15 protein-coding genes are annotated in these 24,484 nt (G+C 69.2%); 9 read left to right on the top strand and 6 right to left on the bottom strand.

Annotation, left to right across the window (positions count from 1 at the left end; all coding sequences use genetic code 11):
- Positions 1-312 precede the first annotated feature (312 nt).
- Positions 313-4,305 (top strand): AAA family ATPase, encoded by a 3,993-nt coding sequence (locus tag QNJ67_17485; GenBank protein MDJ0610772.1) that lies wholly within the window; start codon positions 313-315, stop codon positions 4,303-4,305.
- A 25-nt stretch (positions 4,306-4,330) separates the two neighbouring features.
- Here the strand turns inward: QNJ67_17485 and QNJ67_17480 are convergent, their stop codons facing one another.
- On the bottom strand, positions 4,331-5,431 hold the full coding sequence (locus tag QNJ67_17480) for a TAXI family TRAP transporter solute-binding subunit (protein MDJ0610771.1): 1,101 nt from the start codon (positions 5,429-5,431) through the stop codon (positions 4,331-4,333).
- Positions 5,432-5,708: 277 nt separating this feature from the next.
- Between QNJ67_17480 and QNJ67_17475 the strand changes: the two genes are divergently transcribed.
- Genes QNJ67_17475 through QNJ67_17460 form a run of 4 tightly spaced genes read left to right on the top strand, consistent with a single transcriptional unit; the run spans position 5,709 to position 8,627 of the window.
- The gene (locus QNJ67_17475; GenBank protein ID MDJ0610770.1) at positions 5,709-6,473 is read left to right on the top strand and encodes an SDR family oxidoreductase; all 765 of its coding nucleotides are present in this window, start codon (positions 5,709-5,711) and stop codon (positions 6,471-6,473) included.
- Positions 6,474-6,503: 30 nt separating this feature from the next.
- Positions 6,504-7,283: an aldolase/citrate lyase family protein gene (locus QNJ67_17470; protein MDJ0610769.1), complete on the top strand. Its 780-nt coding sequence runs from the start codon at positions 6,504-6,506 to the stop codon at positions 7,281-7,283.
- On the top strand, positions 7,280-7,987 hold the full coding sequence (locus tag QNJ67_17465; protein ID MDJ0610768.1) for an RraA family protein: 708 nt from the start codon (positions 7,280-7,282) through the stop codon (positions 7,985-7,987). The genes QNJ67_17470 and QNJ67_17465 overlap by 4 nt, the downstream gene beginning before the upstream one ends.
- A gap of 19 nt (positions 7,988-8,006) precedes the next feature.
- On the top strand, positions 8,007-8,627 hold the full coding sequence (locus tag QNJ67_17460) for a glutathione S-transferase (GenBank protein MDJ0610767.1): 621 nt from the start codon (positions 8,007-8,009) through the stop codon (positions 8,625-8,627).
- A gap of 5 nt (positions 8,628-8,632) precedes the next feature.
- Here the strand turns inward: QNJ67_17460 and QNJ67_17455 are convergent, their stop codons facing one another.
- From QNJ67_17455 to QNJ67_17440, 4 genes are all read right to left on the bottom strand, one after another.
- The gene (locus QNJ67_17455; protein MDJ0610766.1) at positions 8,633-9,730 is read right to left on the bottom strand and encodes a malate/lactate/ureidoglycolate dehydrogenase; all 1,098 of its coding nucleotides are present in this window, start codon (positions 9,728-9,730) and stop codon (positions 8,633-8,635) included.
- Positions 9,731-9,839: 109 nt separating this feature from the next.
- The gene (locus QNJ67_17450; GenBank protein ID MDJ0610765.1) at positions 9,840-11,849 is read right to left on the bottom strand and encodes a tetratricopeptide repeat protein; all 2,010 of its coding nucleotides are present in this window, start codon (positions 11,847-11,849) and stop codon (positions 9,840-9,842) included.
- A gap of 35 nt (positions 11,850-11,884) precedes the next feature.
- Positions 11,885-12,883: a hydroxyacid dehydrogenase gene (locus QNJ67_17445; GenBank protein MDJ0610764.1), complete on the bottom strand. Its 999-nt coding sequence runs from the start codon at positions 12,881-12,883 to the stop codon at positions 11,885-11,887.
- Between the two features lie 4 nt (positions 12,884-12,887).
- Positions 12,888-13,661, bottom strand: coding sequence for an SDR family oxidoreductase (locus QNJ67_17440; GenBank protein MDJ0610763.1), 774 nt, complete (start codon positions 13,659-13,661; stop codon positions 12,888-12,890).
- A 179-nt stretch (positions 13,662-13,840) separates the two neighbouring features.
- Here QNJ67_17440 and QNJ67_17435 point away from each other — a divergent pair, with 179 nt between their 5' ends.
- The 3 genes from QNJ67_17435 to QNJ67_17425 all read left to right on the top strand — a co-directional run bounded on the left by QNJ67_17435 (position 13,841) and on the right by QNJ67_17425 (position 19,591).
- Positions 13,841-14,956, top strand: a complete 1,116-nt coding sequence (locus tag QNJ67_17435; protein MDJ0610762.1) for an efflux RND transporter periplasmic adaptor subunit — start codon at positions 13,841-13,843, stop codon at positions 14,954-14,956.
- Positions 14,957-15,009: 53 nt separating this feature from the next.
- Positions 15,010-18,063, top strand: a complete 3,054-nt coding sequence (locus tag QNJ67_17430; GenBank protein MDJ0610761.1) for an efflux RND transporter permease subunit — start codon at positions 15,010-15,012, stop codon at positions 18,061-18,063.
- Between the two features lie 94 nt (positions 18,064-18,157).
- Positions 18,158-19,591: an amidase family protein gene (locus QNJ67_17425; GenBank protein ID MDJ0610760.1), complete on the top strand. Its 1,434-nt coding sequence runs from the start codon at positions 18,158-18,160 to the stop codon at positions 19,589-19,591.
- A gap of 20 nt (positions 19,592-19,611) precedes the next feature.
- On the opposite strand, the gene QNJ67_17420 is transcribed toward QNJ67_17425, so the two are convergent.
- The gene (locus QNJ67_17420; GenBank protein ID MDJ0610759.1) at positions 19,612-20,529 is read right to left on the bottom strand and encodes a LysR family transcriptional regulator; all 918 of its coding nucleotides are present in this window, start codon (positions 20,527-20,529) and stop codon (positions 19,612-19,614) included.
- A gap of 131 nt (positions 20,530-20,660) precedes the next feature.
- On the opposite strand from QNJ67_17420, the gene cydC reads away from it, so the two are divergent.
- On the top strand, positions 20,661-24,254 hold the full coding sequence (cydC, locus tag QNJ67_17415; protein MDJ0610758.1) for a thiol reductant ABC exporter subunit CydC: 3,594 nt from the start codon (positions 20,661-20,663) through the stop codon (positions 24,252-24,254).
- Positions 24,255-24,484 lie beyond the last annotated feature (230 nt).

Raw genomic sequence — 24,484 nt, 5'->3', positions numbered from 1 at the left:
CCGAGTGAAATCGGCCTGCTGTTAGGCGCGAGGAGGAAGGACATGCCGAGCATATTCGACGACAAGCAACGCGGCAGGAGGCCGATTTCGCCGGATCCCTTCGGGACGGGGCGCATTTGCGCTGGGGCGGCGTCGCGGAAGGCCTTGTGGGGCCCCACCCCACGGCGCCTCCCGCTCCTAGCCCCGGCGCAAATCCGCTCCCGCCAGGAGCGCGCCGTGAGTGTCAACAGGCCCTAAAGCGGCGATTCGCGGTCCGGCCCTGGTGTGAAGACAAACCAATAAGCAGTCGGAAGGGACAGCGAGACGGAAGAAATGCCGATCGAACTCCTCGAGTCCGGGGAAGACCCCTTCAAGCCCGCGCCCGATCACCGCTTTCTCTACTTCAACGACGAACGACGGAAGACCTACGATGCGCTGATCGCCGATATCCGCGGCGGCCGCCCCTGCACGCTCCTGATCGGAGGCTCCGGCTTGGGCAAGACGACCCTGCTCGGGAAGCTGCAGCAGGAACTAGACAGCTCGGAGTTCAAGGTCATCTACCCGAGCTACACGCGGCTGTCCTACGAAGACCTGCTGGACAGCTGCCGCGAGCTGGGCGCCGACGGACTCGGACTCGATGGCTGGAACGAAGCTGTCCCGGAAGAGGTCGGGACGAGGAAGCCTCTGCTGATCCTGGTCGACGAGGCGCAGGTCATGACGGACGAGGCGCTGGTCCGGCTCTGCCAGCTTTGCGCATCGGAACAGTCCCCTTCGGTTCAGGTGCTCTTCGCCGGACAGCCCGAGCTCGCCGAACGCCTGGAGGCCTCGGAGACCGAGGCCGCGCGCGCCTGCTCGAAGGCGTGCCACAGTCTCGATCGTTTGGACGAGGTCGACACCACGGCCTACATCAAGCATCGGCTGGCGGTCGTGGGCGCCCAGTCCGAGGAGGTCTTCGACGCGGGCGCCTCGGAGCGCGTGGCCCGGCTTGCCGGCGGGGTGCCGCGGCTGATCAACCGCCTGAGCGGCACCAGCCTGCGCATGGCCCGCGACCAGGACGCCGAGACGGTCTCGCCCGACATCGTCGATCTTGCCGCCGAGATCTGCGAGCCGGCGCCCGATGTCGACGGCGCCGTCGCGCTGTTCGGAGATGCCGGCTCCGAAGCCCCGGGCGCCGCGACGGACGACAAGCAGGAATCCGCCGGCGACGACGTCCTCACGCTGAAGGTGGATCTGCTCGCGGTGGAGCAGGAGATCGAGCAGGCGGAGAAGCGGTCGAGAGAGCGGCACCGCAGGGAGACGGCGGCCACGCCCGGCGGTCGCGAGTTGGCCGGGGCGCGAGCGCGGCAGGCCCCCTCCCGATCTTCTGGACTCACGCTCGTCCTCCGCGGGTTCCTGATCGGCGCCGCGATGGGCGCTGCGGTGATGGTCGGCTTCCTGCTGACCGCGGTACCGGGTGAGGAATCACTGCTGTCCCGGGACAGGTTGGCTGCACTCTGGCAGAACCTGCAGGACGGGTCGCTGTTCGAGTCGGGGCCGGCCAGCGGCCCGGCCTTGTCGGCCGCATCGAACAACCCGGGCAGCCCTCCCGTGATCGTCGCGTCCGCGGCCAGCGGCCCGGAGGACCAGCCTGTCGCGCTCGACATCGACGTCAGTCACCCCGCCGAGATCGATCCCGCCGACGTCACGGTGAGGGTTTCCAGCCTGCCCGAAGGCGGCGCCTTGAGCGCGGGGATCCGGCAGCCCGACGGCAGCTGGCGATTGACCCTCGCGGATATCGCTGGCGTGCAGTTTGTTCCGGCGCCGGACTTCAGCGGCAGCCTGGCCCTGGAGATTGCTGCGACCGCGCGGGACCGGGTCGGCGGGAACGCGACCATCGCCTTCGCCAGCACCCGACTGCCGATCACCGTTGTCGGTGTCGCCGATCCGCCCCGGCTCGAGGTGTCGGGCGGCGCAGGCAAGGCAGGGGAGCCGATTCCCTTGGCGATCGACGCCGCTGCGACGGACCTCGACGGCTCCGAGTCCTTCACCGTCGAGCTGCGCGGCCTGCCGCCGGGCTGGCTGCTGTCGGCCGGCACGCTATCCGACGGCGGTATCTGGACGCTGACGCCGGCGGAGCTCGACGGCCTCACCGCGACGCCGCCGCCGGAGGCGCTCACCGATATCGAGATCGAGGTCCAGGCGGTAGCGGTCGAGGTGGATGGCGGGCGGGCGGTGACGACAGCGGGAGCGACGCTCTCGGTCGCGCCCAATCTGAGAAAACCGGACCTTCAGGTCGGCGAATCCGCCGGCGAGGAGGACATCCCCGTCGCCCTGGCGATCGGGATCGCCACCGAGGACGTGCGGGGGCCCGAAGGCGTACGGGTCACCCTGAGCGGCCTGCCCGAGGGGGCCGCGCTTTCCGCCGGCACCGCGGAGCAAGAGGGCATCTGGCGGCTCGGCGGCAATGAGCTCGAGGGCCTCACCTTGACCCCGCCGGCCCACTTCAGCGGGCGCTTCGAGCTTTCGGTCGAGGCCGACGTCGCCGGTATCGGGGAGACCGCGGTCTCGGCCATCTTGCCCGTCGTCGTAACGCCGCGCGCCGACCAGCCGACCCTCGCCGTCACGCCGGCCGAAGGCCTGGAAGACGAAGCGATCCCGCTCGCCATCGCCGCCGAAACCCCGGACGGTGACGGCTCGGAGACCCTGACGGTCGAGGTGGCCGGCCTGCCCCCGGGCGCGCGGCTGAGCCGCGGCGAGGAACGGGCCGACGGCGCCTGGAGCCTGCGGGCCGACCAGCTCGACGGTTTGACCGTCACGCCGCCACCCCACTTCAGCGGCGCCATGCCACTCTCCGTGCGGGCAACAGCCACCGAGCCCGACGGCGGATCGGCCGTCGCCGAAGCCGTCCTGACCGTCCAGGTGCGCGGGGTCGCCGACCCGCCGAGCCTTGCCGCCGGGAGCGTCAGCGGCGTGGCCGGCCAAGCAATTCCCCTTTCGATCTCGGCGCAATCGGGCGACCCGGACGGCTCTGAGAAGCTCTCCGTCGAGTTGGCCGGTCTGCCCGATGGGGCGACCCTGTCCCACGGGGAGCCGGGTCCCGGGGGAACCTGGCTGCTCGGCGCCGAGGAACTGGCGGCCCTCGTCTTGACCGCGGAACCGGGCACAAGCGGCCGCTTTACCCTGACCGTCACGCTCTACGCGGAGGAGGCCGAGGGTGACACCGCCACGGCGGTGGCGGAGACGACGCTGATCCTGCGCACCCTGAAAGACCTGGTGCTGGTCGAGGCTGCCGACGCGAGCGGCCTGGAAGACTCGGCCATTCCTCTCGAGATTTCCCTCGCGGGCGCCGAGGAAGCGGGTGGGCCCCTGTCGCTGCTGTTGAGCGGGCTGGCCGAGGGGGCGGCGCTATCGATCGGCGTCGAAGACGACGGGGCGCGCTGGCGCCTGGAGCCGGAGCAGCTCGAAGGACTGCAGCTGCTGCCGCCGTCGGATTTCAGCGGGACCATGGCCATCACGGTTGAGGCCGGTTTGGCGTTCGAGGAGGAGGCGGAGCGGCCCAGCGCGCTGATGACCGTGGACGTCGAGGCGGTCGCCGACGCGCCGGAGCTGTGGGTCTCCGAGGCGCGCGGCGAGGCCGGCACGGCGATCGCGCTGGCGATCTCCGCCTCCCTGAGCGACCTCGACGGCTCCGAACGCCTCTCGATCAGCGTAGAGGGCTTGCCCGAGGGCTTCGCGCTGAGCGCCGGCCGCCGCGCCGCCGACGGCAGCTGGCGGCTCGAGCCGGAAGATCTCGGCGCTCTCGCGCTCTTGCCGCCGGCCGACTACGGCGGCCGCATGGAGATCGATGTCGTGGCCCGCGCCGAAGAGTCGAACGACTCCTACGCGGAAACGGCGGCGACCTTGCCGGTGATCGTCGACGCCATCGCGGCCCCGGTGCCGGAAGCGGACCCCGCGGAAGCGGCAGCGCCGGTGGAGACGCGCGCCCAGCAAACGCGGGATGGTGAAGGCGAGGACCGCGTCCCGGCCCCCGCCTTGTCCGCACCCTCCGCCGAGACGCCGCCGGCGCCCGCCGCCCCGGCCAATGACTGGATCGCCCGCGGCGACCGACTGCTCGCCTTGGGAGATATCGCGGCCGCGCGGCTGTTCTATGAACTGGCCGTCCAGCAGGGCAACGCCAAGGCCGCCACCGCCATGGGGCGCACCTACGATCCCGCCTTCCTGAAAGAAAAGAAAGTGATCGGCGTTCCGGGCAATCCGGCCCTGGCCGCCGAATGGTACCGGCGCGCGGCCGAAGCGGGCGACCTCGAAGCGCAGAGCCTGCTGCAGAGCGATCGTAGCCAGCCCTGAGACGGCCGCCAGAATCGGATCTGGACTATTCGCGCTGACTCGCCTGCCAGAGCAGGAAGAGGCGGAACAGTTCTTCTTTCTCGCGCTCGCTGTCCAGGCGGTTCGCGATGCTCGGCGCCTGGGTGGCGACGAAGGACTCGAAGGCCGCCTTGATGTCGCCCGAGGCGGCCGCGGTCTCGAGGACGACCCAGTCTTCGGCCGGCTTGAACCGGATCCAGCCCGGGACCATCACGCCGGGTTTCACCTGCCGCCACTTTGCATGGCGGGTCTCCTCGCGAAATGCCGGCAGGTTGCTGAGGAAGGACTCGACGAAGCGGACGACCTTGCCATAGCGCGTGGTATCCGGCTTCCAGTTGTAGACGGCGAGCACCGTGCTCACGGCGAGCGTCTCGACCTGCTCGCCTTCCGCGATCAGGCCGGGATGGTCGGCGCCCGACAGGGTGGCCGCGCGATAGGTCTTGCGCAGGTCGTCGGTGAGCGGCAGCGCGAGCAGCTTGACGCCGTTGCGCGCGCCGAGGCCCTGGAAGAACGGCGCCGAGGGATCGGTCACGGCCAGCATGGCGGCGACCTCGCCGCTCTCTACCGCGGCGAGGGCGTGGCCGCCCGCCAGGGGCGACGCGACGATCGGCACACCGAGCGTCTCGAACAGGATCCGGGCCGTGATCGCGCTCTTGCCCGCCGGGGGGCCGACGGCGACCTGCCGCCCGGCGAGGTCCTGGACATCCGCGATAGCATCGCCGGCCACGAGATGCAGCGCCTCGTCGTAGAGGTGGGTGACGTAGTGCAGGCGGTTCGCGACGCCTTTCTGGGCGGCTTCCCGCTCGACCAGCGGCAGGGCGTCGGATTGGACCAGACCGAGGTCGATGCCGCGCAGGTAGAGAATGTCGTCGATGTTCTGCAGCGAACCCTTGCCGGCCACCGTCAGGACGCGCAGGTCGTCGCTGTCCAGCACCCAGGGGATTTCCGCCGCCATGGCGAGGTCCGTGTCGCCGGCTGGGCTGGCGACCAGCCCGACCGTGCCCTGGTTGATGCTGCGCCGAAGCGAGCGCTCGTCGTCGGCGGCGTGCGCAGGCGCGCCCATAACCAGGACCGCCGCCAAGAGAATCGAGACCCGACGCCGTATCATGACTACCTACCCAGTGTCAGCTGCCAAGGCCGATTGCGTCGGCGCCATTGTCCGGGTGTTCAGGAGCGTTCTTTCGTGCCGCCACGCGCGCTTCGCGGAAAGGGACAGACGGGCCGAATCGGTGCGGGGAAGATAGCAAATCGCACGTCGAGGGGCCACCGGCTTCCGTCCCGGTCCCGTCGTGACCCGCCGCGCCTTTGGCTTGGCCCGGGCCCCGGCCTACGACTAGGATGAGGCAGGTCTCGGGTTCGACCGGACCGCCAGTCGGGGGGCAGGCATGCAGGATTGCTTTCGCTTGAACGACCGGGTCGCCCTGGTGACCGGCGCGTCGCGGGGGCTGGGCTGGGCAATTGCCCGGGCCATGGCAGGCGCCGGCGCCGTGGTCGTGCTCAACGGCCGCGACCGAGGCGTGCTCGAAGACCGGGCCGCCGAGATCGCGCAGACGGGCGGCGCGGCCGCGGTCGCGGCCTTCGACGTCACCGACGAGGCTGCCGGCCGCGCGGCCGTGGACGAGATCGTCGAGTCCCACGGCCGGCTCGATGTTCTGGTCGCCAACGCGGGCATCCAGCATCGCGCGCCGCTCGAGGAGCACGCGGTCGAGGACTTCCGGCGGGTCGTCGAGACCAACCTGACCGCCTGCTACGCACTGGCGCGAGCCGCCGCCGAACCCATGCGCCGCCGGCAGAGCGGCCGCATCATCATGACCGCCTCGATCATGAGCAGCGTGGCGCGGCCGACCGTCCCCGGCTACGTGGCCGCCAAGGGCGGGCTCGCCGCTCTCGCGCGGGCGCTTGCCGTGGAACTGGGGCCGGATGGCATCACCTGCAACGCCATCGCGCCCGGCTTCATCGAGACGGAGATGACCGCGGTGCTGGCCGCCCAACCCGAATTCTCCGGCTGGGTCGCCGAGCGGACGCCGCTCGGCCGCTGGGGCCGGCCCGAGGAGATCGGCGCGCCGGCGGTGTTCCTGGCGTCGGAGGCCGGTTCTTACGTCAACGGTCATCTCCTGACCGTCGATGGCGGCATGACCATCAACGCCTGAACGAGAGAGAGAAACGGGGGGAGGAAGGCTATGAGGCCGAACAGGGTTAGGGAAATCTGGGCGCGCGGAGGCGCCGTCATCAACGGCTGGCTGGCGATCCCCAGCAGTCTCTCCGCCGAGACCATGGCGCACCAGGGCTGGGACTCGCTGACCGTCGACCAGCAGCATGGCATGGTCGATTTCCCCAACGCCCTTGCCATGCTGCAGGCGGTCTCGACCACCGAGACCGTGCCCATGACCCGCGTGCCCTGGCTCGATCCCGGCTACATCATGAAGATGCTGGACGCCGGCGCCTACGGCGTGATCTGCCCCATGATCAACAACCGTGAACAGGCCGAGACCCTGGTCGGCGCCTGCCGCTACGCCCCCGCCGGGTTCCGCAGCGTCGGCCCCGTGCGCGGCCTGATGTACGGCGGCCCGGACTACCTGGCCGAAGCCAACGACACGGTGCTGGCGATCGCCATGATCGAAACGCAGGAGGCCTTGGAGAACCTGGATGCGATCATGACCGTGCCAGGCCTGGACGGCATCTACATCGGCCCTTCCGATCTGGGTCTGTCGCTCGGCCGCGTCGCCAAGCCGGACCAGACCGACCCCGAGGTCGTCGCCGCGATCGAGGCGATCCTGGCCGCCGCCAAGCGGCACGGCGTCACCCCGGGCATTCACTGCGGCTCGCCGGCCTACGCCAAGAAGATGATCGACCTCGGCTTTCAGCTGGTCACGATTATGAGCGACAACCTGCTGATGGCGGCGGCCGCCAAAGGCGCGGTCACCGAGCTGCGGGCCGCGCTCGGGGACGGCCGATCGTGACCGGCGGGGCGCCAACGGCGGCCGAGCTCGAAGCCCTGCGGCGCTTCGACACGCCGACGATCTGCAACGGGCTCGAGCTTGTGCTGCCGGAATTCCGGACCAAGGGCTTCACCACCGAGCCCTTCTTCTGCGCCGACCCGGCTCTGCCGCCGATCGTCGGCTACGCCCGGACCGCGACGATCCGCGCGCTCGAGGCCTCGCCGCTCGACGCGGAGGCCCTGCGCGGGCAGCGCGCACGCTACTACGCCTATGTCGGCGAGGGGCCGGGCCCCACGGTCTGCGTGATCCAGGACCTGGACCCCAGACCCGGGCTCGGCGCCTTCTGGGGCGAGGTCAACTCAACCATCCACAAGGCGCTGGGCTCGCTCGGCGCGGTGACCAACGGCTCGTTCCGGGACTGGGGAGACCTCGCGCCCGGCTTCCAGATTCTCGGCGGCAAGGTCGGGCCCAGCCACGCTCACGTGCACCTGGTCGACTTCGGCGGCCGGGTCAACGTCTTCGGCATGACGGTCGACGACGGCGACCTGATCCACGCCGACCGGCACGGCGCGGTGGTCATCCCGCGCCGCGCGCTCGCGGAGCTGCCGGCCGCGATCGACCTGGTGGCGCGGCGCGAGAAGGTGATCCTCGACGCCTGCCGGACGCCCGGCTTCGATGCCGAGGTTCTGAGGCAGGCGCTGGCCGAGTCGGCCAAGGTCAAATAGGCGAAGGGAGGGCAAGGGCGTGCGAACGATCTGGGGACGGAACAACTCGATCAACGTCCAGAAGGTCATGTGGACCGTGGCCGAGCTCGGCCTCGACCACGAGCGGCGCGACGTCGGCGGCGCCTTTGGCGGCCTGGACACGGTGGAATACGGCGCGATGAATCCCAACCGGCGGATTCCCGTGCTCGACGACGGGGGTATGCTGGTCTGGGAATCCAATGCCGTGGTCCGCTACCTGGCCGCCAAGTACGACCCCGGCGAACTGTGGCCCGAAGAGCCGGGAGAACGCTCCCTCGCCGACCGCTGGATGGACTGGAAGATCACGACGATCCTGCCCGACATGCACCCGATCTTCCTCGGCCTGATCCGGACGCCGGAAGACCAACGCGACATGGCCTCGATCACCGCCGCGGCCGAGCGCCTGGGCAAGAGCTTCCTGCTGTTCGACCAGCATCTCGCCGACCGGCCCTACGTTGCCGGCGACGCCTTCACCATGGGCGACATCCCGATGGGCGCGGCCTGCTACCGCTACCACGCGCTGCCGATCGAACGCCCGGCGCTGCCCAATACGGCGGCCTGGTATGATAGGCTCCAGGGGCGCGCCGCCTTCCGGGAGCACGTCATGATCCCGCTGACCTGATCCGCTCAAGTCTCGGGAGTTTCAATCAGCGCGTCGATGCGGGCCTGGGTCAGCCCGGTGGACCGGGCCGCCTCGAGAATGCCGTTCCAGGTGTCGTCCGGCAGCGGGATCCCCTCGGCCAGCCTCTGGGCGCGGTTGCGCCGTTCCGGATCTCCGGGCACAAGCACCTCGCCGTTCGGCCCGGCCGGTCTCGCGCTCTTGAAGAACTCAACGTAGTGGCGCGCCTCCGCCGCGAAGCCGTGGTCGGAATCGAAGAACGCCGGCTCGAGGTAGATCGACAGCATGCCGTTGCACAGCGGCCGCGGTCCGGGTCCGGCGCAGCCCGAGCCGGTCAGGGCTCCGGCCAGCATCTCGCACATGAACGACAGACCCGATCCCTTGTGCTCGCCCATGGCGCGGATCGCGCCGCCGCCCTTGCGCGGATCGGGCACCGTCTCGCCCGGGCCGTAGCCGTAGAAGATCGTCGGATCGGTCGTCTGCTTACCGTCGTCGTCGATCAGGCTGCCCGGCGGCAGGGGCTTGCCGCCTTCCAGCGCGACCATGACCTTGCCCTCGGCCACCAGGGACGTGGCGAAGTCCAGAATCAGCGGATCCTCGTCTGGCACGGGAATGCCGATCGCCACAGGGTTGGTCGACATGCGTCGCTCGGCGCCGCCGAAGGGCGCGACCAGAAGGCTGCCCGAGACATTGACGAAGTGGATCGAGACCTGGCCCGCGGCCGCCGCCATCTCGGCCCAGTCGCCGATGCGCCCGAGATGGCCCGAGTGCCGGAGCGCGACGATCGCGACGCCCGCGCTTGCCGCCTTGTCGATGCCCAGCTGCACGGCGCGGGGCCCGATCGTCTGGCCGAAGCCGAAGTTGCCGTCGAGCACCGCCATGACGTCGTTCTCGGATACCACGGTCATCTCGCGGTTCGGCTTCACGCCGCCCGCCGCCATCCACTGGAGATAGCGCGGCACGCGGATCACGCCGTGGCTGTCGTGCCCGGTCAGGTTGGCGCCCACGAGATAGTTGGCGATGCGATCGGGTTCCTGCCCGTCGCAGCCCGCGGCCTGGAAGACCTCTCTGACCAGGGCGCGCAGAGGCGCGGCGTGAATCTGCAAGGTCGGCCCTCCCAGGTTTCTTCTTGCTGCGGTTGATCGCAACAATAAGCCGGGAATCGGCCGTGTCACGCCGGCTTTTCGCGGCGTTCCCGTTTCGAGACGAGGGGCTTTAGCCCGGCTTGCCGATCCTGCGCCCCGACTCCAGGTAGGCTTCGGCGAGCGCTTCGGGATCGAAGGGATGGTCGGCGATCATGGCCCGCATCTCCAGCCGGTGGAAGCGATTGAACAGCGCGTCCTGGCTGGCGTTCTGACGGCCGGGCAGCTCGGGCAGGGGCGCCACCGGCTCGAGCCCCAGGTCTTCGAGCAGCCGCCCGGCCCCGGATTCGCCCGCGATCTCTTCCAGGTCCACCCTGTGGAAGGTGAGGTTGGGCTGCCGGGCGAGCAGGCGCCGGTAGTAGGCCGCCCTAGCGCGCATCTCCATCACGTACCAGAGACAGGAACCGAACATGCCGTAGCGCAGCAGCGGCTGCGCGTCGACGATGTTGCGCGGGTAGCGCGGGTCGAGCGTGAACAGCCAGGTGAAGCCGGTGTTCGCGAAATCCATCCGGTTGGCGAAGCTCCAGACCAGGCTCTCCAGGTCCCGGTCCAGGACCACGACGTGGATCTCGGCCTCGCTCCCGAGGAAGGCCAGGTTCTCCAGCAGACCCGCCTTGGCGAGAAAGTGCGAGGTTTCGACGTAGGTTTCGGTCGCGCCGACCTTCAGTCCGGTCAGCTTTCGGCGCCAGAACTCGCGCACCGCCGGGACGTTGCCCGCGGCGTTGAACTGGGTGAAATGGGACGCGTCCGGCGTGATCCGGCCCAGGTCGCGGAATCCGGTCCGCTCGTGGTGGACCTCGGCGTCGAGGGCGCGGGAGTCCAGGAGCTTGGCGAGGTAGCTCGTGCCGGACCGCCCTGTGGTGAGCGTGAAGACGTAGCGCCGGCGGCGCGGCGCCTCTTCCTTGGCCGCGCTGCGGGTCCGGACGGCGTAGCTGCCTGCCTCGGGCATGGGCTCGAAGCCGGCGTCCTGGCCGACGTGGCAGCCGGCGCGCTGAACGGCGCGCTCCGGGAAAGGCCGGGACGACCTGCTCTCGAACCAGGAATCGTGCACCAGCACGCTCTTGCGCACCATCGGCCAGACCACTTCCCGCAGGAACTTCTGGTCGCAGTTGGCGTTCTTTGCGCTTCCCTCGAGGTAGCCCGGCAGGGCCGCGCGCAGGTCGGGCAGGATCCCGCCGACGCCGCCCCACATGCCGGCCAGGATAAGGTCGGTATGGGTGAAGTAGTCGCGAATCACGTGGAAGTGCCTGTCGCTCGCCAGCCAGTCCTCGACCGCGGCGCGCTCGCGCAGGCTGACCACGCTGTCGGCGTCGCGCACCAGGAAACGGGAGACGCCGGGATCGGAGGCGACCTCGAAGCGCCAGAACAGCCCTTCGTAGAGCAGGCCACCCTGGGCCATGCGGATCACGTCGGCGCCGTGGGCGAGGAGCCCGGCGATGACGTCCTCCGCCACGTCCGCGCCGCAGTAGAATCGGCAGCGCCATTCCGGGTAGATCACCCGCGCCAGGTCGGCGTTGCGCAGGGCGCCCTCCGTGTAGCGCGGATCGTCGCCCCAGAGGCTGAAGGCGATGATGTTGCGGTTCGGGGCCTTGGCGTCGAAGGGCGGCGGGGCCGAGTCCGGCATCTGGCAGAGGACCGACCGCTGCGCGGCCTCGGCGTCCTTCAGGCGAAGCGCGGCTTCGCCGTGTTTGCGGGCCGATGAGCGGTCGCCGAGCTGGCCGTGGATATGCGCCAGGGAATCGTGGGCCTCGGGGGTGTCCGGCTCCAGGTCGAGCGCCCGCTCGGCCCAGGGCAGGGCTTCCCGCGGACGGCCCATGCGCGAGAGCACGACGGCGATGTTCTTGATCGCGTCCAGGTCCTCGGGGAAGAGATCGTGGGTCCGCTGGGTCGCGGCCAGGGCCGCCGCCAGGTCTCCCTTGGAGAAGCAGAAGAGCGACAGGAGCTTGTGCTCGTCGATATTGGGCGAATCGGGGTGCTCATCGAGCAGCGACTGGATCTGCTCGATGGCGGCGTCGATTCGGCCCTCGGCGTAGAGCGCCTGGGAGGTGCGCCGGTTTTCGCTTCGTCTGGCGTCGGCCGTCATGGGCCAACTTCTAGGGCCCAATCTCTACAAAATGGTTAGTCTTTAGATTTGGAGCGGTCCAGGACCTTCCGGTTGACCACCATGGCCTGGTCCAGGCGGCCATCGAGGCCATCGAGCAGGTTCTGGACGGCGGTGACCGAGACCCGGCGATTGCACTCCTCCGTAAGGGCGGCGCTGTGCGGCGTGAAGATCACCGACTTCAGGTTCAGGAGCGGGCAGTCCGGCGACGGCGGCTCCTCGCGGGTCACATCGAGCGCGGCGCCGCGCAGATGACCCTCCGTCAGGGCCGCCGCCAGGGCCGGCTCGTCCAGCAGGGTGCCCCGGGCGGTGTTGATCAGGAAGGCGCCCGGCTTCATGGCTGCGAACTCGGCGGCGCCCAGCATGGCCCGCCTGTCCTCCCGCCCCGGCAGGTGCAGCGTGACGAAGTCCGCTTCCGGCAAGGCCTCCCTGAAGTCCGAGAAGTAACGGAAACCCTGCTGCTCCACGGCCGCGCGCGGGACGTGGGGATCGGCCACCAGCACTTCCATGTCGAAGGCCCGGCAGAACCTCGCCACCCGGGTGCCGATGCGCCCGAAGCCCACGATCAGCACCGTCTTGGCCCAAAGATCGGATTGGCCGCCGACCGTTCGGCTGGAATAGTCGCTGGCGCGCACCGCGCGGTCGAAGGCGGCGAAGTTCCTCGAGGCCGCGATCATCATGCCGATCGCGTGCTCGGCCACGGTGGTCGAGTTGGCCTCGCCGGTAATGGTCAGCGGGATGCCGCGATCGGTCAGGCTCGCCACGTCGACCGCATCGAAACCGACACCGAAGCGGGAGACCACCTTCAGGCGCCCGGCAAGGGCGATAGAGTCGGCACTCAGCGGCGTGAGGCGCAGAACGACGCCGTCGAGATCGGGCAGCCGCGCGTTCATCTCCTCGACGCTGCAGGCCTGGAGCATCTCGTACTCGGCGTCGTCCCGCGCGTCGATCAGGGCGCGGCCGGCCTGGTGGATCGGGCCGGCGAGCAGGATGCGGGATCTCCCGGAACCAGCCACGGCGTCAGCGCTCCGGCGCCGGGGGAACGTCCGGCGTGCCGAGAAAGAAGCGGTTCGCGGTCGGGCTGATCAGGATCTCGTTGACGCAGGCGCGGGCGGGCAGGCGTGCGACGTAGAGCACGGTCTCGGCGAGATCCTCAGGCTGCAGCATCTTGGTTCTCTCGTCCTGGCTGACGGGGACCGGCCGCTTGTCGAGGATAGGCGTGGCCACCTCCGCAGGGCAGATGGCGCAGGCCCGGATGCCGTGGCGGCATTCCTCCATGTTGAGGCTCGCGTTGAGCGCCAGGACGGCGTGCTTGCTGGCGCCGTAGGCGACCCCCGCGACATAGGAATTGTAGCGTCCGGCCCAGGAGGCGATGTTGACGATCAGCCCGTCGCCCCCTTGCCGCATGGCGGGGAGGACCGCGGCGATGGTGTAGTAGACGCCGTTCAGGTTGGTCTTGATCAGCCGGTCCCACTGGTCCAGGTCCGGGTTGTGCCAGTGACGCTCGCTCACGTTGACGCCGGCGTTGTTGACCAGGATGCCGACACTGCCCAATCGCTCATGGATCGCGCCGGCCGCGCGCCGCGCGGCCTCGCGGTCCGCCACGTCGAGCGGCACCGCGAGCGCCTTCCCGCCGGCGCGCTCGATCTCCGCGGCGGTGTCGGCGAGCACGGCTTCCCTGCGGCCCGAGAGCGCGACGGCGGCGCCTTCGCCCGCCAGGGCCACGGCCACGGCCCGCCCGATTCCGCTCCCCGCGCCCGTGACCCAGGCCACCTTTCCTGTCAGCTCCGTCATGGTGTTCCCGTTTCCAGTCTCGATGGTCAGGGCCGGAACACTAGCACGGGACCTCCCGGGCGGTACCCCGCCCGCAGCCCGGGCCGCCCGGGGTCTCTTGTGCCGCCGCGTGGGGCGCGGTAGAGAGCGGCACAGTCGGTCCACGACAGGAGGCGCGATTCGCAGTGGGATTCGGTAGCTTGAAAGTCCGTCCCCGCCGGTTGACGGCCACGACGCCGCTCCGCCGGCTTTGCGTTCTGGGGTCGGCGGCCCTGGTCTTGGCGGCCTGCGAGCAGGAGCAACCGGAGCCTTTCAACCCGGTTCGCGCGATCAAGACGATCACGGTATCCGAGCGGGCCTTGGGTCAGGAACGCAGGTTCCCCGGGGTCGTGGAGGCCGTCGACTCCTCGAGCTTGAGCTTCGAGGTCGCCGGCAACGTCAAGGAGCTCCGGTTCGAAGCCGGGGACCGCGTCAGTAAGGGCGATGTGCTGGCGGTCATGGACCGGCAGACCTTCGAGCTCAACGTCCGCTCCTCGGAGGCCTCGCTCGGGCGGTCGAAGGCCGACTTCGCCGAGAAGAAGACCGAGTTCGAACGCCAGGACGCGCTCTACAAGAAGGGCTGGGTCGCGCGCTCCGCCCAGGAACAGGCCCTGGCCGCCTTCGACAGCGCCCGCAACCAGGTCGAGTACGCCCGCTCGCAGCTCAATTTGGCCCGGCGCGATCTTCAGAAGACCGACTTGATCGCCCCCTTCGACGGCGTCGTGGCCGTCCGCCATATCGATCCCTTTGCCGAGGTGGGGCGGGGCGAGCCGATCTACGACGTCTACGCGGAAGGCTTGATGGAGGTGCGGATCAGCGTTCCCGAGTCGAGCATTCGGGATCTGCACCTCGGCTTGCAGGCGCGGCTCCGTTTCCCGACCTTGGAGAACGTCGTGGCGGAGGGTCGCGTCTCGGAGATCGGCACCTCCGCGGGTGTTGCGAACGCCTTTCCCGTCAAGGTCGCCGTAACCGAGGAATCGGTCAGCGTCCTGCCGGGCATGACGGCGGAAGTCAGCTTGCTGCTCGGCGGCGAGAGCGACAGCGACAGCTTCCTCGTCCCCATTTCGGCCATCGTTCCAGGCGAGCGGCCGCGCGAGGGCTACGTCTTCGTGTTCGACGCCGAGACCTCCCAGGTGAATCGCGTGGCGATCCGCGGCAGGGGTGTCAGCGACAACCGGATCGTCATTACCGAAGGGCTTTCCGCCGGCGATGTCATCGCCGTCGCCGGTGTCTCCTTTCTCGAGGACGGGCAAGAGGTGAAGCTCTTGGCGCCTTGAGATCCGGTGCGCTGCGCCCCACTGGCCATCGATCCTAATCCTGGGACCGGACCATGCCGAACCTGACCGCTTTCGCACTCGATACCTCCCGCCTGACGATCACCTGGATCCTGCTGATCGTCGTGGTCGGGATCTCCATGTTCGTAAGGTTTCCGCGCTTGGAGGATCCCTCGATCGTGATCCGCGAAGCGGTCATCGTCGCGCAGTTCCCCGGCATGGAGACGCCGCTGATGGAGGACCTGATCACGCGGAGGATCGAAGAGCAGATCAGGACCATGCCGGAGATCGACGAGATCACCTCGGACAGCAAGACCGGCGTGACCATCATCCACGCGATCCTGCGCGACGAGTACGACGATCTCGACGCCATCTTTAAGAAGCTGCGCAACAAGATGGACGATCTGCGCCCGCAGCTGCCGGACGGGACGCTCGGCCCCTTCGTCAACGACGAGTTCGGCCTGACCGCCGTGGCCACCATCGCGCTCTGGAGCGACGGCTTCTCAATGGCGGAAATGCGCCTGGTCGCCCGAGACGTGCGCGACCGGCTCTACGAACTCGACGGCATTCGCAAGGTGGAGCTCTACGGCGTCCAGGAGGAGCAGGTCTTCCTCCGCTTCTCCAACGCCAAGCTGGCGAGCTTCGGCATCTCCATGGCCGACGTGGTCGATACCCTGAGGCGCCAGAACGTCGTGCTGCCGGGCGGCAGCCTCGACGTCGACGACCTGGCCGTGATCATCAGGCCCTCGGGCAGCTTCCAGAGCGTCGAGGACATCGAGGATGTCCTCATCTCGATCCCGGATTCCGAGCAGGTCATACCCCTGATCGAGATCGTCTCGGTCGAGCGGACCTACATCGATCCACCGGAGAGCCTGGCCTATTTCAACGGCAGGCCGGCCATCGTCGTCAGCGTCGCCATCGTGCCCGGGGTCAACAGCGTCGAGTTCGGCGAGCGCCTGACCCGGAAGATCAGGGAGCTGGAAGCCGAACTGCCGATCGGCTACGTGCTCGACTACGCCACCTTCCAGCCCGACCTGGTCGAGAGCGCGGTGAACGGCGCGCTCTCCAACGTCTACCAGACGCTCGCTACCGTGCTGGTCGTCGTCATGCTGTTCCTCGGCGTTCGCAGCGGCCTGATCGTCGGCTCTTTCGTGCCGATCACCATGCTCTTCGGCCTGATCGTCATGGGGTTCATGGGGATCGAGCTGCAGCGGGTCTCGATCGTCTCGGCGATCGTGGCGCTCGGCATGCTGGTGGACAACGCGATCGTCGTCGCCGAGGACATCCGCGCCCGCCTGGAACGCGGGCAGGAGCGCATGAAGGCCTGTCTCGAATCGGGCCAGACGCTGGCCATCCCGCTTCTGACGTCGTCGCTGACGACGATCCTCGCCTTCACGCCCATGCTGCTGATCGACGGGCAAACCGGCGAGTACGCCTTCGCCCTGCCCATGGTCGTGATCATCCTGCTGCTCGCGTCCTGGCTGCTCTCGATGACCATGACGCCGGCCATGGCGGCCTGGTTCATGAAGGTCAAGGCCAAGGCGGACGACGCCGAGGACCCCTACGACACGGGCTTCTACCGGACCTACCGGGGTTTCCTGGAGCTGGCCCTGCGCAGGCGCTTCCTGGTTCTCATGGTGACGGCGGGCCTGGTCGGCATGGCCGGTTTCGCCGCCTCGTCCCTGGTGCGGGAATTCTTCGGGCCCAGCGACCGCAACCAGTTCCTCGTCTACCTCGATCTCACCGCCGGATCCCGGATCGAATCGACGGACGAGATGACGCGGGGAGTTACCGCCTGGCTGAACAACGAGGCGATCAACCCGGAGGTGACCTCGACGATCGCCTACGTCGGGACCGGCGGCCCGCGATTCTTCCTCTCGCTCTCCCCGGTCGATCCGGATCCCCACGTCGCCTTCGCCGTGGTCAACACCGAAAACGCGGAGCAGGTCCCGACGGTTATCCGGCGTCTGAACGAGCATCTGGCCGCCAACTACCCGGGCGTCAACGCGCGGCTCAAGCGGATGTGGCTGGGCTCGGCCGAGCCCGGTTACGTCGAGTTCCGGATCATCGGCCCGGACATCGATCACATCTACGAGAAGAGCGCCGAGGTGGTCCGGGCGCTCAACGACCTGCCCGGCCTCGACTACAGCCGGAACAACTGGGAGAACCGGATCCCGCAGATCGAGGTGCTGGTCGATCAGGTCCGCGCCCGGCGCGCCGAAGTCACCTCGGAGGAGATCTCGATCTCTTTGGGCGCCTTCATGGACGGGCAGGAGATTACCCAGTACCGGGAAGGGGACCTCGCCATCCCCATCGTCTTCCAGGCGATCCAGGAGGAGCGCAGCGTTCTGGGCGACCTGTGGAACGTCAACGTCTTCTCGGCCGAGCGCGGCGAGACGATCCCCCTGACCCAGGTGGCGGACATCAAAGGCAAATGGCAGTACAGCCGGATCGCGCGCCTGGATCAGGAGCGCACCGTGACGGTGGAGGCCCGGCACCAGAGCCTGAAGGCGCCGCAACTCGTGGCCGCCATAACCCCGGTCCTCGAGGGACTCGACCTCAAGCCGGGACACCGCTGGGAGATCGGCGGCGAACTCGAGGATGCGGCGGAGACCAACGAGAAGCTGTTCCGTTACATGCCGGCCTGCGTGCTCGGCATCGTCGTCCTGCTGATCTGGCAGTTCAATTCCTTCCGGCGGCCCCTGATCATCGTGCTGACCGTGCCCATGGCCTTCGCCGGCGCCCTGGTCGGCCTGTTGGTGCTGCGCGCGCCCTTCGACTTCTTCGGCATCCTGGGCCTGCTCAGCCTCGCCGGCGTCATCATCAACAACGGCATCGTGCTGATCGATCGGATCGACGGCCTCAGGGCCGAGGATCGCTCGGCGCACCAGGCCGTGGTGCAGGCGGCGGTCTCGCGCTTCCGGCCGATCCTCATGTCCGCGACCACGACCATGCTCGGCGTGCTGCCGCTGATCATCCTGGTCGACCCGCTGTTCTACTCCATGGCCTGCGTGATCGCCTTCGGTCTCGGTCTCGGCACGGTCCTGACCCTCGTCGTGGTGCCGGTGCTCTACGCCACCTTCTTCCGGGTCAAGGAGGAAGCCGTCTGATCTCCCGGCGCTCCGCCGGCGGTTTCCAGCCTGCCCCTGAAAGGCCTATGCTGGCGGGCAAAGCCTGGTACGCCATAGGAAAAGGGGGGCGGTGATGAACGAGCTGTGCGATCTCGAGGCGGTGGAACTGCGCCGGCTTATCGGGACCAAGGAGGTTTCGCCGCGCGAGCTGCTGGCCTCTTGCCGCACCCGGACCGAGGCGGTCAACCCGGCGGTCAACGCCATGGTCGCGACTTGCTGGGAGCGCGCCGAGGCAGAGGCCGCGGCGGCCGAGAAGGCCGTCCTCGCCGGCGACGCGCTCGGCCCGCTGCACGGGCTGCCGCTCGGGGTCAAGGACCTCAACGTGACCGAGGGGGTCAGGACCACCCAGGGCTCCCTCCTGCACAAGGACGACGTGCCCGATGCCGACGAGCGCATGGTGGCCGCGGTCCGCGCTGCGGGCGCGATCGTCGTCGGCAAGACCAACACGCCCGAGTTTGGCGCCGGCGCCAACACCAAGAATCGGGTTTACGGCGCGACCGGCAACCCCTTCGATCCGGAGCTGACCTGCGGCGGATCCTCGGGCGGGGCCGCGGTCGCGCTGGCGGCCGGCATGGTGCCGCTCGCGACCGGGTCGGACTTCGGCGGCAGCCTGCGCACGCCGGCCGGCTTCTGCGGCGTCGTCGGCTTCCGGCCCACACCCGGCGTCGTGTCGGACGAGGGCCGCGGCGTCGGCCTCTCGCCCTTTCCGGTCGAGGGCCCCATGGGGCGGAGCGTCGCGGACGCCGCCCTGCTGCTCTCGGCCCAGGCGGCCGAGGATCCGCGCGATCCCTTCGCCCGCGGGCTGGACGCCTCAGGCCTCCGCGCTCTGGCGCCGATCGATCTCGCCGGCCTCACGGTAGCGGTCTCCGAGGATCTCGGCTGCGCCCCGCTCGACGACGGGATCCGCGGTGTCTTTCGCGAGCGGATCGGTCAGCTGAGCGGCCTCTTCGCGTCTTGCGGGGACCGGGACCCGGACCTGGGGCCGGTGCACGAGGTCTTCGAGGTCCTGCGCGGGGTCAACTTCATCGCCGCCCACAAGGAGCGGCTGGAGAAGCACCGCGACCTGCTGGGGCCCAACGTGATCGACAACACGGAGCGGGCGCTGAAGTACGGGGTAAGCGACGTCGCCTGGGCCCACGCCGAGCAGACCCAGATCTACCGCCGCATGCTGGCTTTCTTCGAGGACGTGGACGTCCTGATCTGCCCGGCCTGCTCGGTTTCGCCCTTCCCCCACGCGCAGCTCAGCGTCACCGAGATCAACGGCAAGCGCATGGACACCTACATGCGCTGGCTGGCGATCACCTACGGGCTCACCATGACGACCCATCCGGTCGCGGCGATCCCCTGCGGCCGCGACCCCAAGGGGCTGCCCTTCGGGATCCAGCTGGTCGGCCGCTTCGGCGAGGACGCCAAGCTGCTGCAGATCGCCCATGCCCTGGAGCGCTTCATGGCGGGCCGCCCGGATCTGGCCCGTCCGCTGCCGGACTTGGCGCGGCTTCAGGCCTGAGCGGGGATGGCGGCTCTTTCTTAGGCCGAAAGCGTTTCCGTTCCGGCCTCGCCGCGCAGACGCGGCGCCTCGCGCTTGAACAGGCGGGCCAGCTCGTCCATCACGGCGCGCACCGAGGGGACCCGGCGCAGGTCGTGGTGGACGATCATGTGCTGGACGCTGCTGACTTCGCCGAGCGGCGGCGACAGGCGGACCAGCCCGCTGTCGGCGTCGGCCGCGAAGCAGGGCAGGATGCCGAGGCCGACTCCCTTGCGCACGGCCTCGTAGAGCACGATGCCGTTGTTGACCCGGACCATGGGCCGGCGGTCGCCGACCCGATCGAGCAGCCATTTCTGGCCGGCGAAGTAGTTGTGCTCCTCGTCGGTGCTGACCCAGGCGCAGTCCCGGTAGCGGGCCTCGCCCAGGGCGGCGGGGTTCGCCGCGACGTAGTCGCGCGCGCCGTAGATCGCGTAGGCGATCTCGCCCAGCCGCCGGGCGATCAGTCCGGGCGCGTCGGGCAGGCACTCGCGCAGGCTGAGATCGGCTTCCCGGCGGGACAGGTTTGCCGAGATGTGCGCGACCGCCAGCTCGATCTCGATCTCCGGCAGGTTTCGGCGCAGGGTGGCGAGGTGGTCGAGCAGAAACTGAGCCATGACCTCGTAGATCGAGAGGCGCACCGTGCCGCGCACGCCGTCGGCCAGGGCCGCCTGGCGCCGGTCGAGGGCGAGCGCCGCGCGCTCCATCTCCTCGGCCAGGGGCAGCAGTTCGGTGCCCGCCGAGGTCGGCGCGAAGCCCTCGGGCAGGCGGTCGAACAGCCGCGCGCCCAGGGAATCCTCCAAGGCCTTGAGGCGCCGCCCGACGGTCGGCTGGCTGATCCTGAGGGCGCGCGCGGCGGCCGAGAGGCTGCCGTTTCGGGCCACGGAGAGAAAGATTCTGAGATCGTCCCAGTTCATCGACATGGCGGGGCGCCCGCTGTCACTGTTCAAATTTGTTTGGACACTATGCAAATTTAGAAAGTGCGCAACAAAAACATTTGGTCAATATGGGACCTGTCACCGGCTCCCGCAGACTGTGCACGAGGAAGGACGGCATGTTTTTCGACAGAAGGCTCTGGGTATTTACCGAGGGTGTGCGGGGCCGTATCGCCGCCGCCGTCCTGGTCGGGCTGATCTCGTCCCTGATCGGCGTCGCTCGGCTCGCCTTGCTGGGCTGGCTGCTCGGCCTGGTGCTGTTGGGCGCGAGTCTGGAACGGCTGCTGCCCGCCGCGGGCGCGGTGGCGCTGGTCATCGCGCTCAGGGGCCTGACCGAGTACTGGCGGGTCATGATCGCCCACGAGACCGCGGCGCGGGTCCAGCTGCACCTGCGCGGCCTGCTCTATGACCAGGTGGTCGCGCTGGGTCCCGCCTACTTCGGCCTGACGAGGACCGGCGAGGTCATCGTGTCCCTGATCGACGGCGTGGAGCAGCTCGAAGTCTATTTCGGCCAGTACCTGCCGCAGTTCTTTGTCGCCGCGCTGACGCCGATCGCGATCTTCCTCTGCGTCGCCTGGCTCGACCTGCCGGTCGCCGCCGTGCTCTTGGCCGCGTCCCTCTTCACCCTGGTCGCGCCCGCCGCCTTCCACAGCTGGGATACCCGGCGGTCCATGGCACGCGCCAAGGCCTACGGCGACTTCGCCGCCGAGTTCCTCGACTCGATCCAGGGGCTGGCGACCCTCAAGGCTTTCGGGCGCAGCGGCGAGCGCACGAAGCTGCTGCGCGAGAAGGCCGACGCGCTGTTTCGCAGCACCATGTGGGTGCTGGCCACCAACTCGCTCTCGCGCGGCATCACCGACACGGGAATCGCGGTCGGTGCGGCGGCCGGTCTGGCCCTGGGCGCCTATCGTGTCGCCGAGGGCGCGATCAGCCTGGAGATCCTGCTGGTCATCCTGATGCTCGGGGTCGAGGTCTTCCGGCCGCTGCGCGATCTCCGGTCGCTGCTGCACGACGGGATGCTGGCGCAATCGGCGGCGGCCAAGGTGCTCGGCCTGCTCGACGCCCGGCCGCTGGTCGAGGAGCAGAGGCAAGGCGCGGGAAGCGACGCGTCCCTGCAGCCGACGATCGCCTTCGAGGGCGTGGCGTTCAGCTATCCCGAGGGTCGAGGCGAGACGCACAGCGGGCTGAACTTCTCGGTCGCCGCCGGCGAGCGGGTCGGCATCGTCGGACCCAGCGGGTCGGGCAAGTCCTCGATCGTCCGGCTGCTGCTCCGCACCTACGATCCCCAGGGCGGCGCGGTCAGGCTGGGCGGCCGCGACTTGCGCGATCTGCCCCTCGCCGCGCTGCGCCGGCAGATGGCCGTGGTCAATCAGGACACCACGCTGTTCCACGGCACGGTCGAGGACAACCTGCGCCTGGGCAAGCCGGAGGCGACCCAGAAAGAGCTCGAAGCCGCCGCCGAGGCCGCGAACGCTCACCTCTTCATTCGGGATCTGCCCCAGGGCTATCAGACCGTGGTCGGCGAGCGCGGGATCCGCCTGTCCGGCGGCCAGCGCCAGCGCATCGCGATCGCCCGGGCGATCCTGCGCGACGCCCCGATCCTGATTCTCGACGAGGCGCTTTCCGCCGTCGACGCCGAGAACGAGGCGGTCATCCAGCAGGCTCTCGACCGCCTGATGCAGGGCCGAACGACCCTGATCCTGGCGCATCGGCTCTCGAGCGTGATCGACGCCGACCGGATCCTGGTGCTGGATCACGGACAGGTGGTCGAGGAAGGTCCGCACCAAGAGCTGATGGCCAGGCGCGGTACCTACTTCCGCCTGATGGCCGAACAGGCGGGAGAGGGTGAGACCGGCAGGACGATCGAGCTGCCGGCGCGCGGCCAGCCGCTGCTCGATGCCGAGGAAGAGGGTCCGGGAGTAGAGGCCCCCGAAGAGCCGGCGGACGCGATCCTCCAGGCGCGCGGCCTCGGCTGGATGGACGCGGGCCGCCAGCTGCTCGCCTTCGTCGCGCCGTGGAAAGGGCGGCTTACCATGACCTTCTTCTTCGGCGTCGCGCGGGTCGTCGCCTTCATCGGCGTCGGTGTCTGCTCGGCCCTGGCGGTCGCGGCGGTTAGGCACGGCGAGCCCTTCGAGCCCTGGCTGATCGCCCTCGCGATCCTGGCGCCGGCGGCGGGGCTGATGCACTGGCTCGAATCCTGGATCGCCCACGACATGGCGTTCCGGCTGCTGACCGACATGCGCATCGACCTGTTCCGCAAGCTGGACCGCCTCGCCCCAGCCTATCTGGTGCGGCGCCGCAGCGGCGACCTGGTCTCCATGGCGACCCAGGACGTCGAGATGGTGGAGTACTTCTTCGCCCACACCATCGCCCCGACCTTCGTGGCGGTGCTGGTCCCGGCCGCCGTGGTCATGACGCTCTTCGCCTTCGACTGGAGCCTGGCCGCCGCCCTGCTGCCGTTCCTGCTGGTCGTGGCGGCCAGTCCCTTCTTCCTGCGCGACCGAATCGACAACCTCGCCTCGCGGGTGCGCGAGGCCCTGGGCGCGCTCAACGCTCACGCCGTGGACAGCGTGCAGGGTCTGAGCGAGATTCTCGCCTTCCAGCAGGAGTCTGCGCGCAAGGCCGCCTTTCTCGATCTGGTGCGGCGCCATCACCGGGTGCGCCTGCCGTTCTTCCGCGACCTCACGGCCCAAACCGCCCTCCTCGAGGTCATGACCGGGCTGGGCGGACTCGCTGTGGTGGTTGCCGGCGGCCGCCTGGTGGAGACCGGCGGGCTGGATGGCGCCTTCCTGCCGCTGCTCACCCTTATGGCGATGGCCGCCTTCCTGCCAATCTCGGAGATTGCCGACGTCAGCCGCCAACTGGCGGACACCCTGGGGGCGACCCGGCGCCTGCACGCCGTGCACAGCGAAGTGGCGCCGGTCACCGACGGTCCGCTGGACGCTGGTGGCGAAGGAGGCGCCGGAACCGAGGTGGTCTTCGAGGACGTGACCTTCGGTTATCCCGGTGTCGACCGGCCGGCCTTGCGCGACGTGAACCTCACGGTGCCGGCCGGGGCCACCGTCGCCCTGGTCGGCCCCTCGGGCGCAGGCAAGACCACCATGGCCCATCTGCTACTGCGCTTCTGGGATCCCCAGGAAGGACGGGTGCGGCTCGACGGACATGCCTTAACCGACTACCGGCTGGACGTGCTCCGAAGCCAGGTCGCCCTGGTCGCCCAGGACACCTACCTATTCAACGATACGCTGCGCGCCAACGTCCTGCTTGCCAGGCCGGAGGCCGGCGAAGAGGAGCTAAGGTCTGCTCTACGCCGGGCCGCTCTGGAGGATTTCGTCGACTCCCTGCCGCTCGGCCTGGAAACGCGCGTCGGCGAGCGCGGCATGACGCTATCGGGCGGTCAGCGCCAGCGGGTCGCCATCGCCCGGGCCTTCCTGCGCGACGCCCCCGTCCTGGTGCTGGACGAGGCGACCTCCCACCTCGACGCCTTGAGCGAGCGACTGGTCCATGCCGCCTTGGGCGACTTGATGACGGGCCGCACGACGATCGTCATTGCGCACCGTCTCTCGACAGTCCGCAAGGCCGACAAGATCGTCGTGCTGGATCGGGGCCGGATCGTCGAGGAGGGCGGTCACGACGAGCTTCTGGCCCGCGGCGGTCTCTATGCTCATCTCGTCGGGCGGCAGGTTGCCGCGTCGACCGCCCTCGCCGTGTAGCCTGGCGCCGCGCCGCCTCAGCCGGCACCGAGTTTCTCTGCCAGTGTCCCTGTTTCAAAGTTCGAGGGATCGAGTTTTCGAATGAAAGGGACAATAGCTCTACGGTCCTGGTGTGGTGCAGCGTCCGACACTCGGCACGTTTATCGTGCAGAGTGTCGGAACCGTCACACCAGGGCGAAGTCCCAGTAGACCGCCTCGATCTTGTGGCCGTCGAGGTCGCGCAGGAAGCA

The organism is Kiloniellales bacterium (genome assembly GCA_030064845.1).
GTDB lineage: Bacteria > Pseudomonadota > Alphaproteobacteria > Kiloniellales > JAKSDN01 > JASJEC01.
Note: the sequence above shows the minus strand (reverse complement) of the source record. Positions and strands in the feature narration are given on the sequence as shown.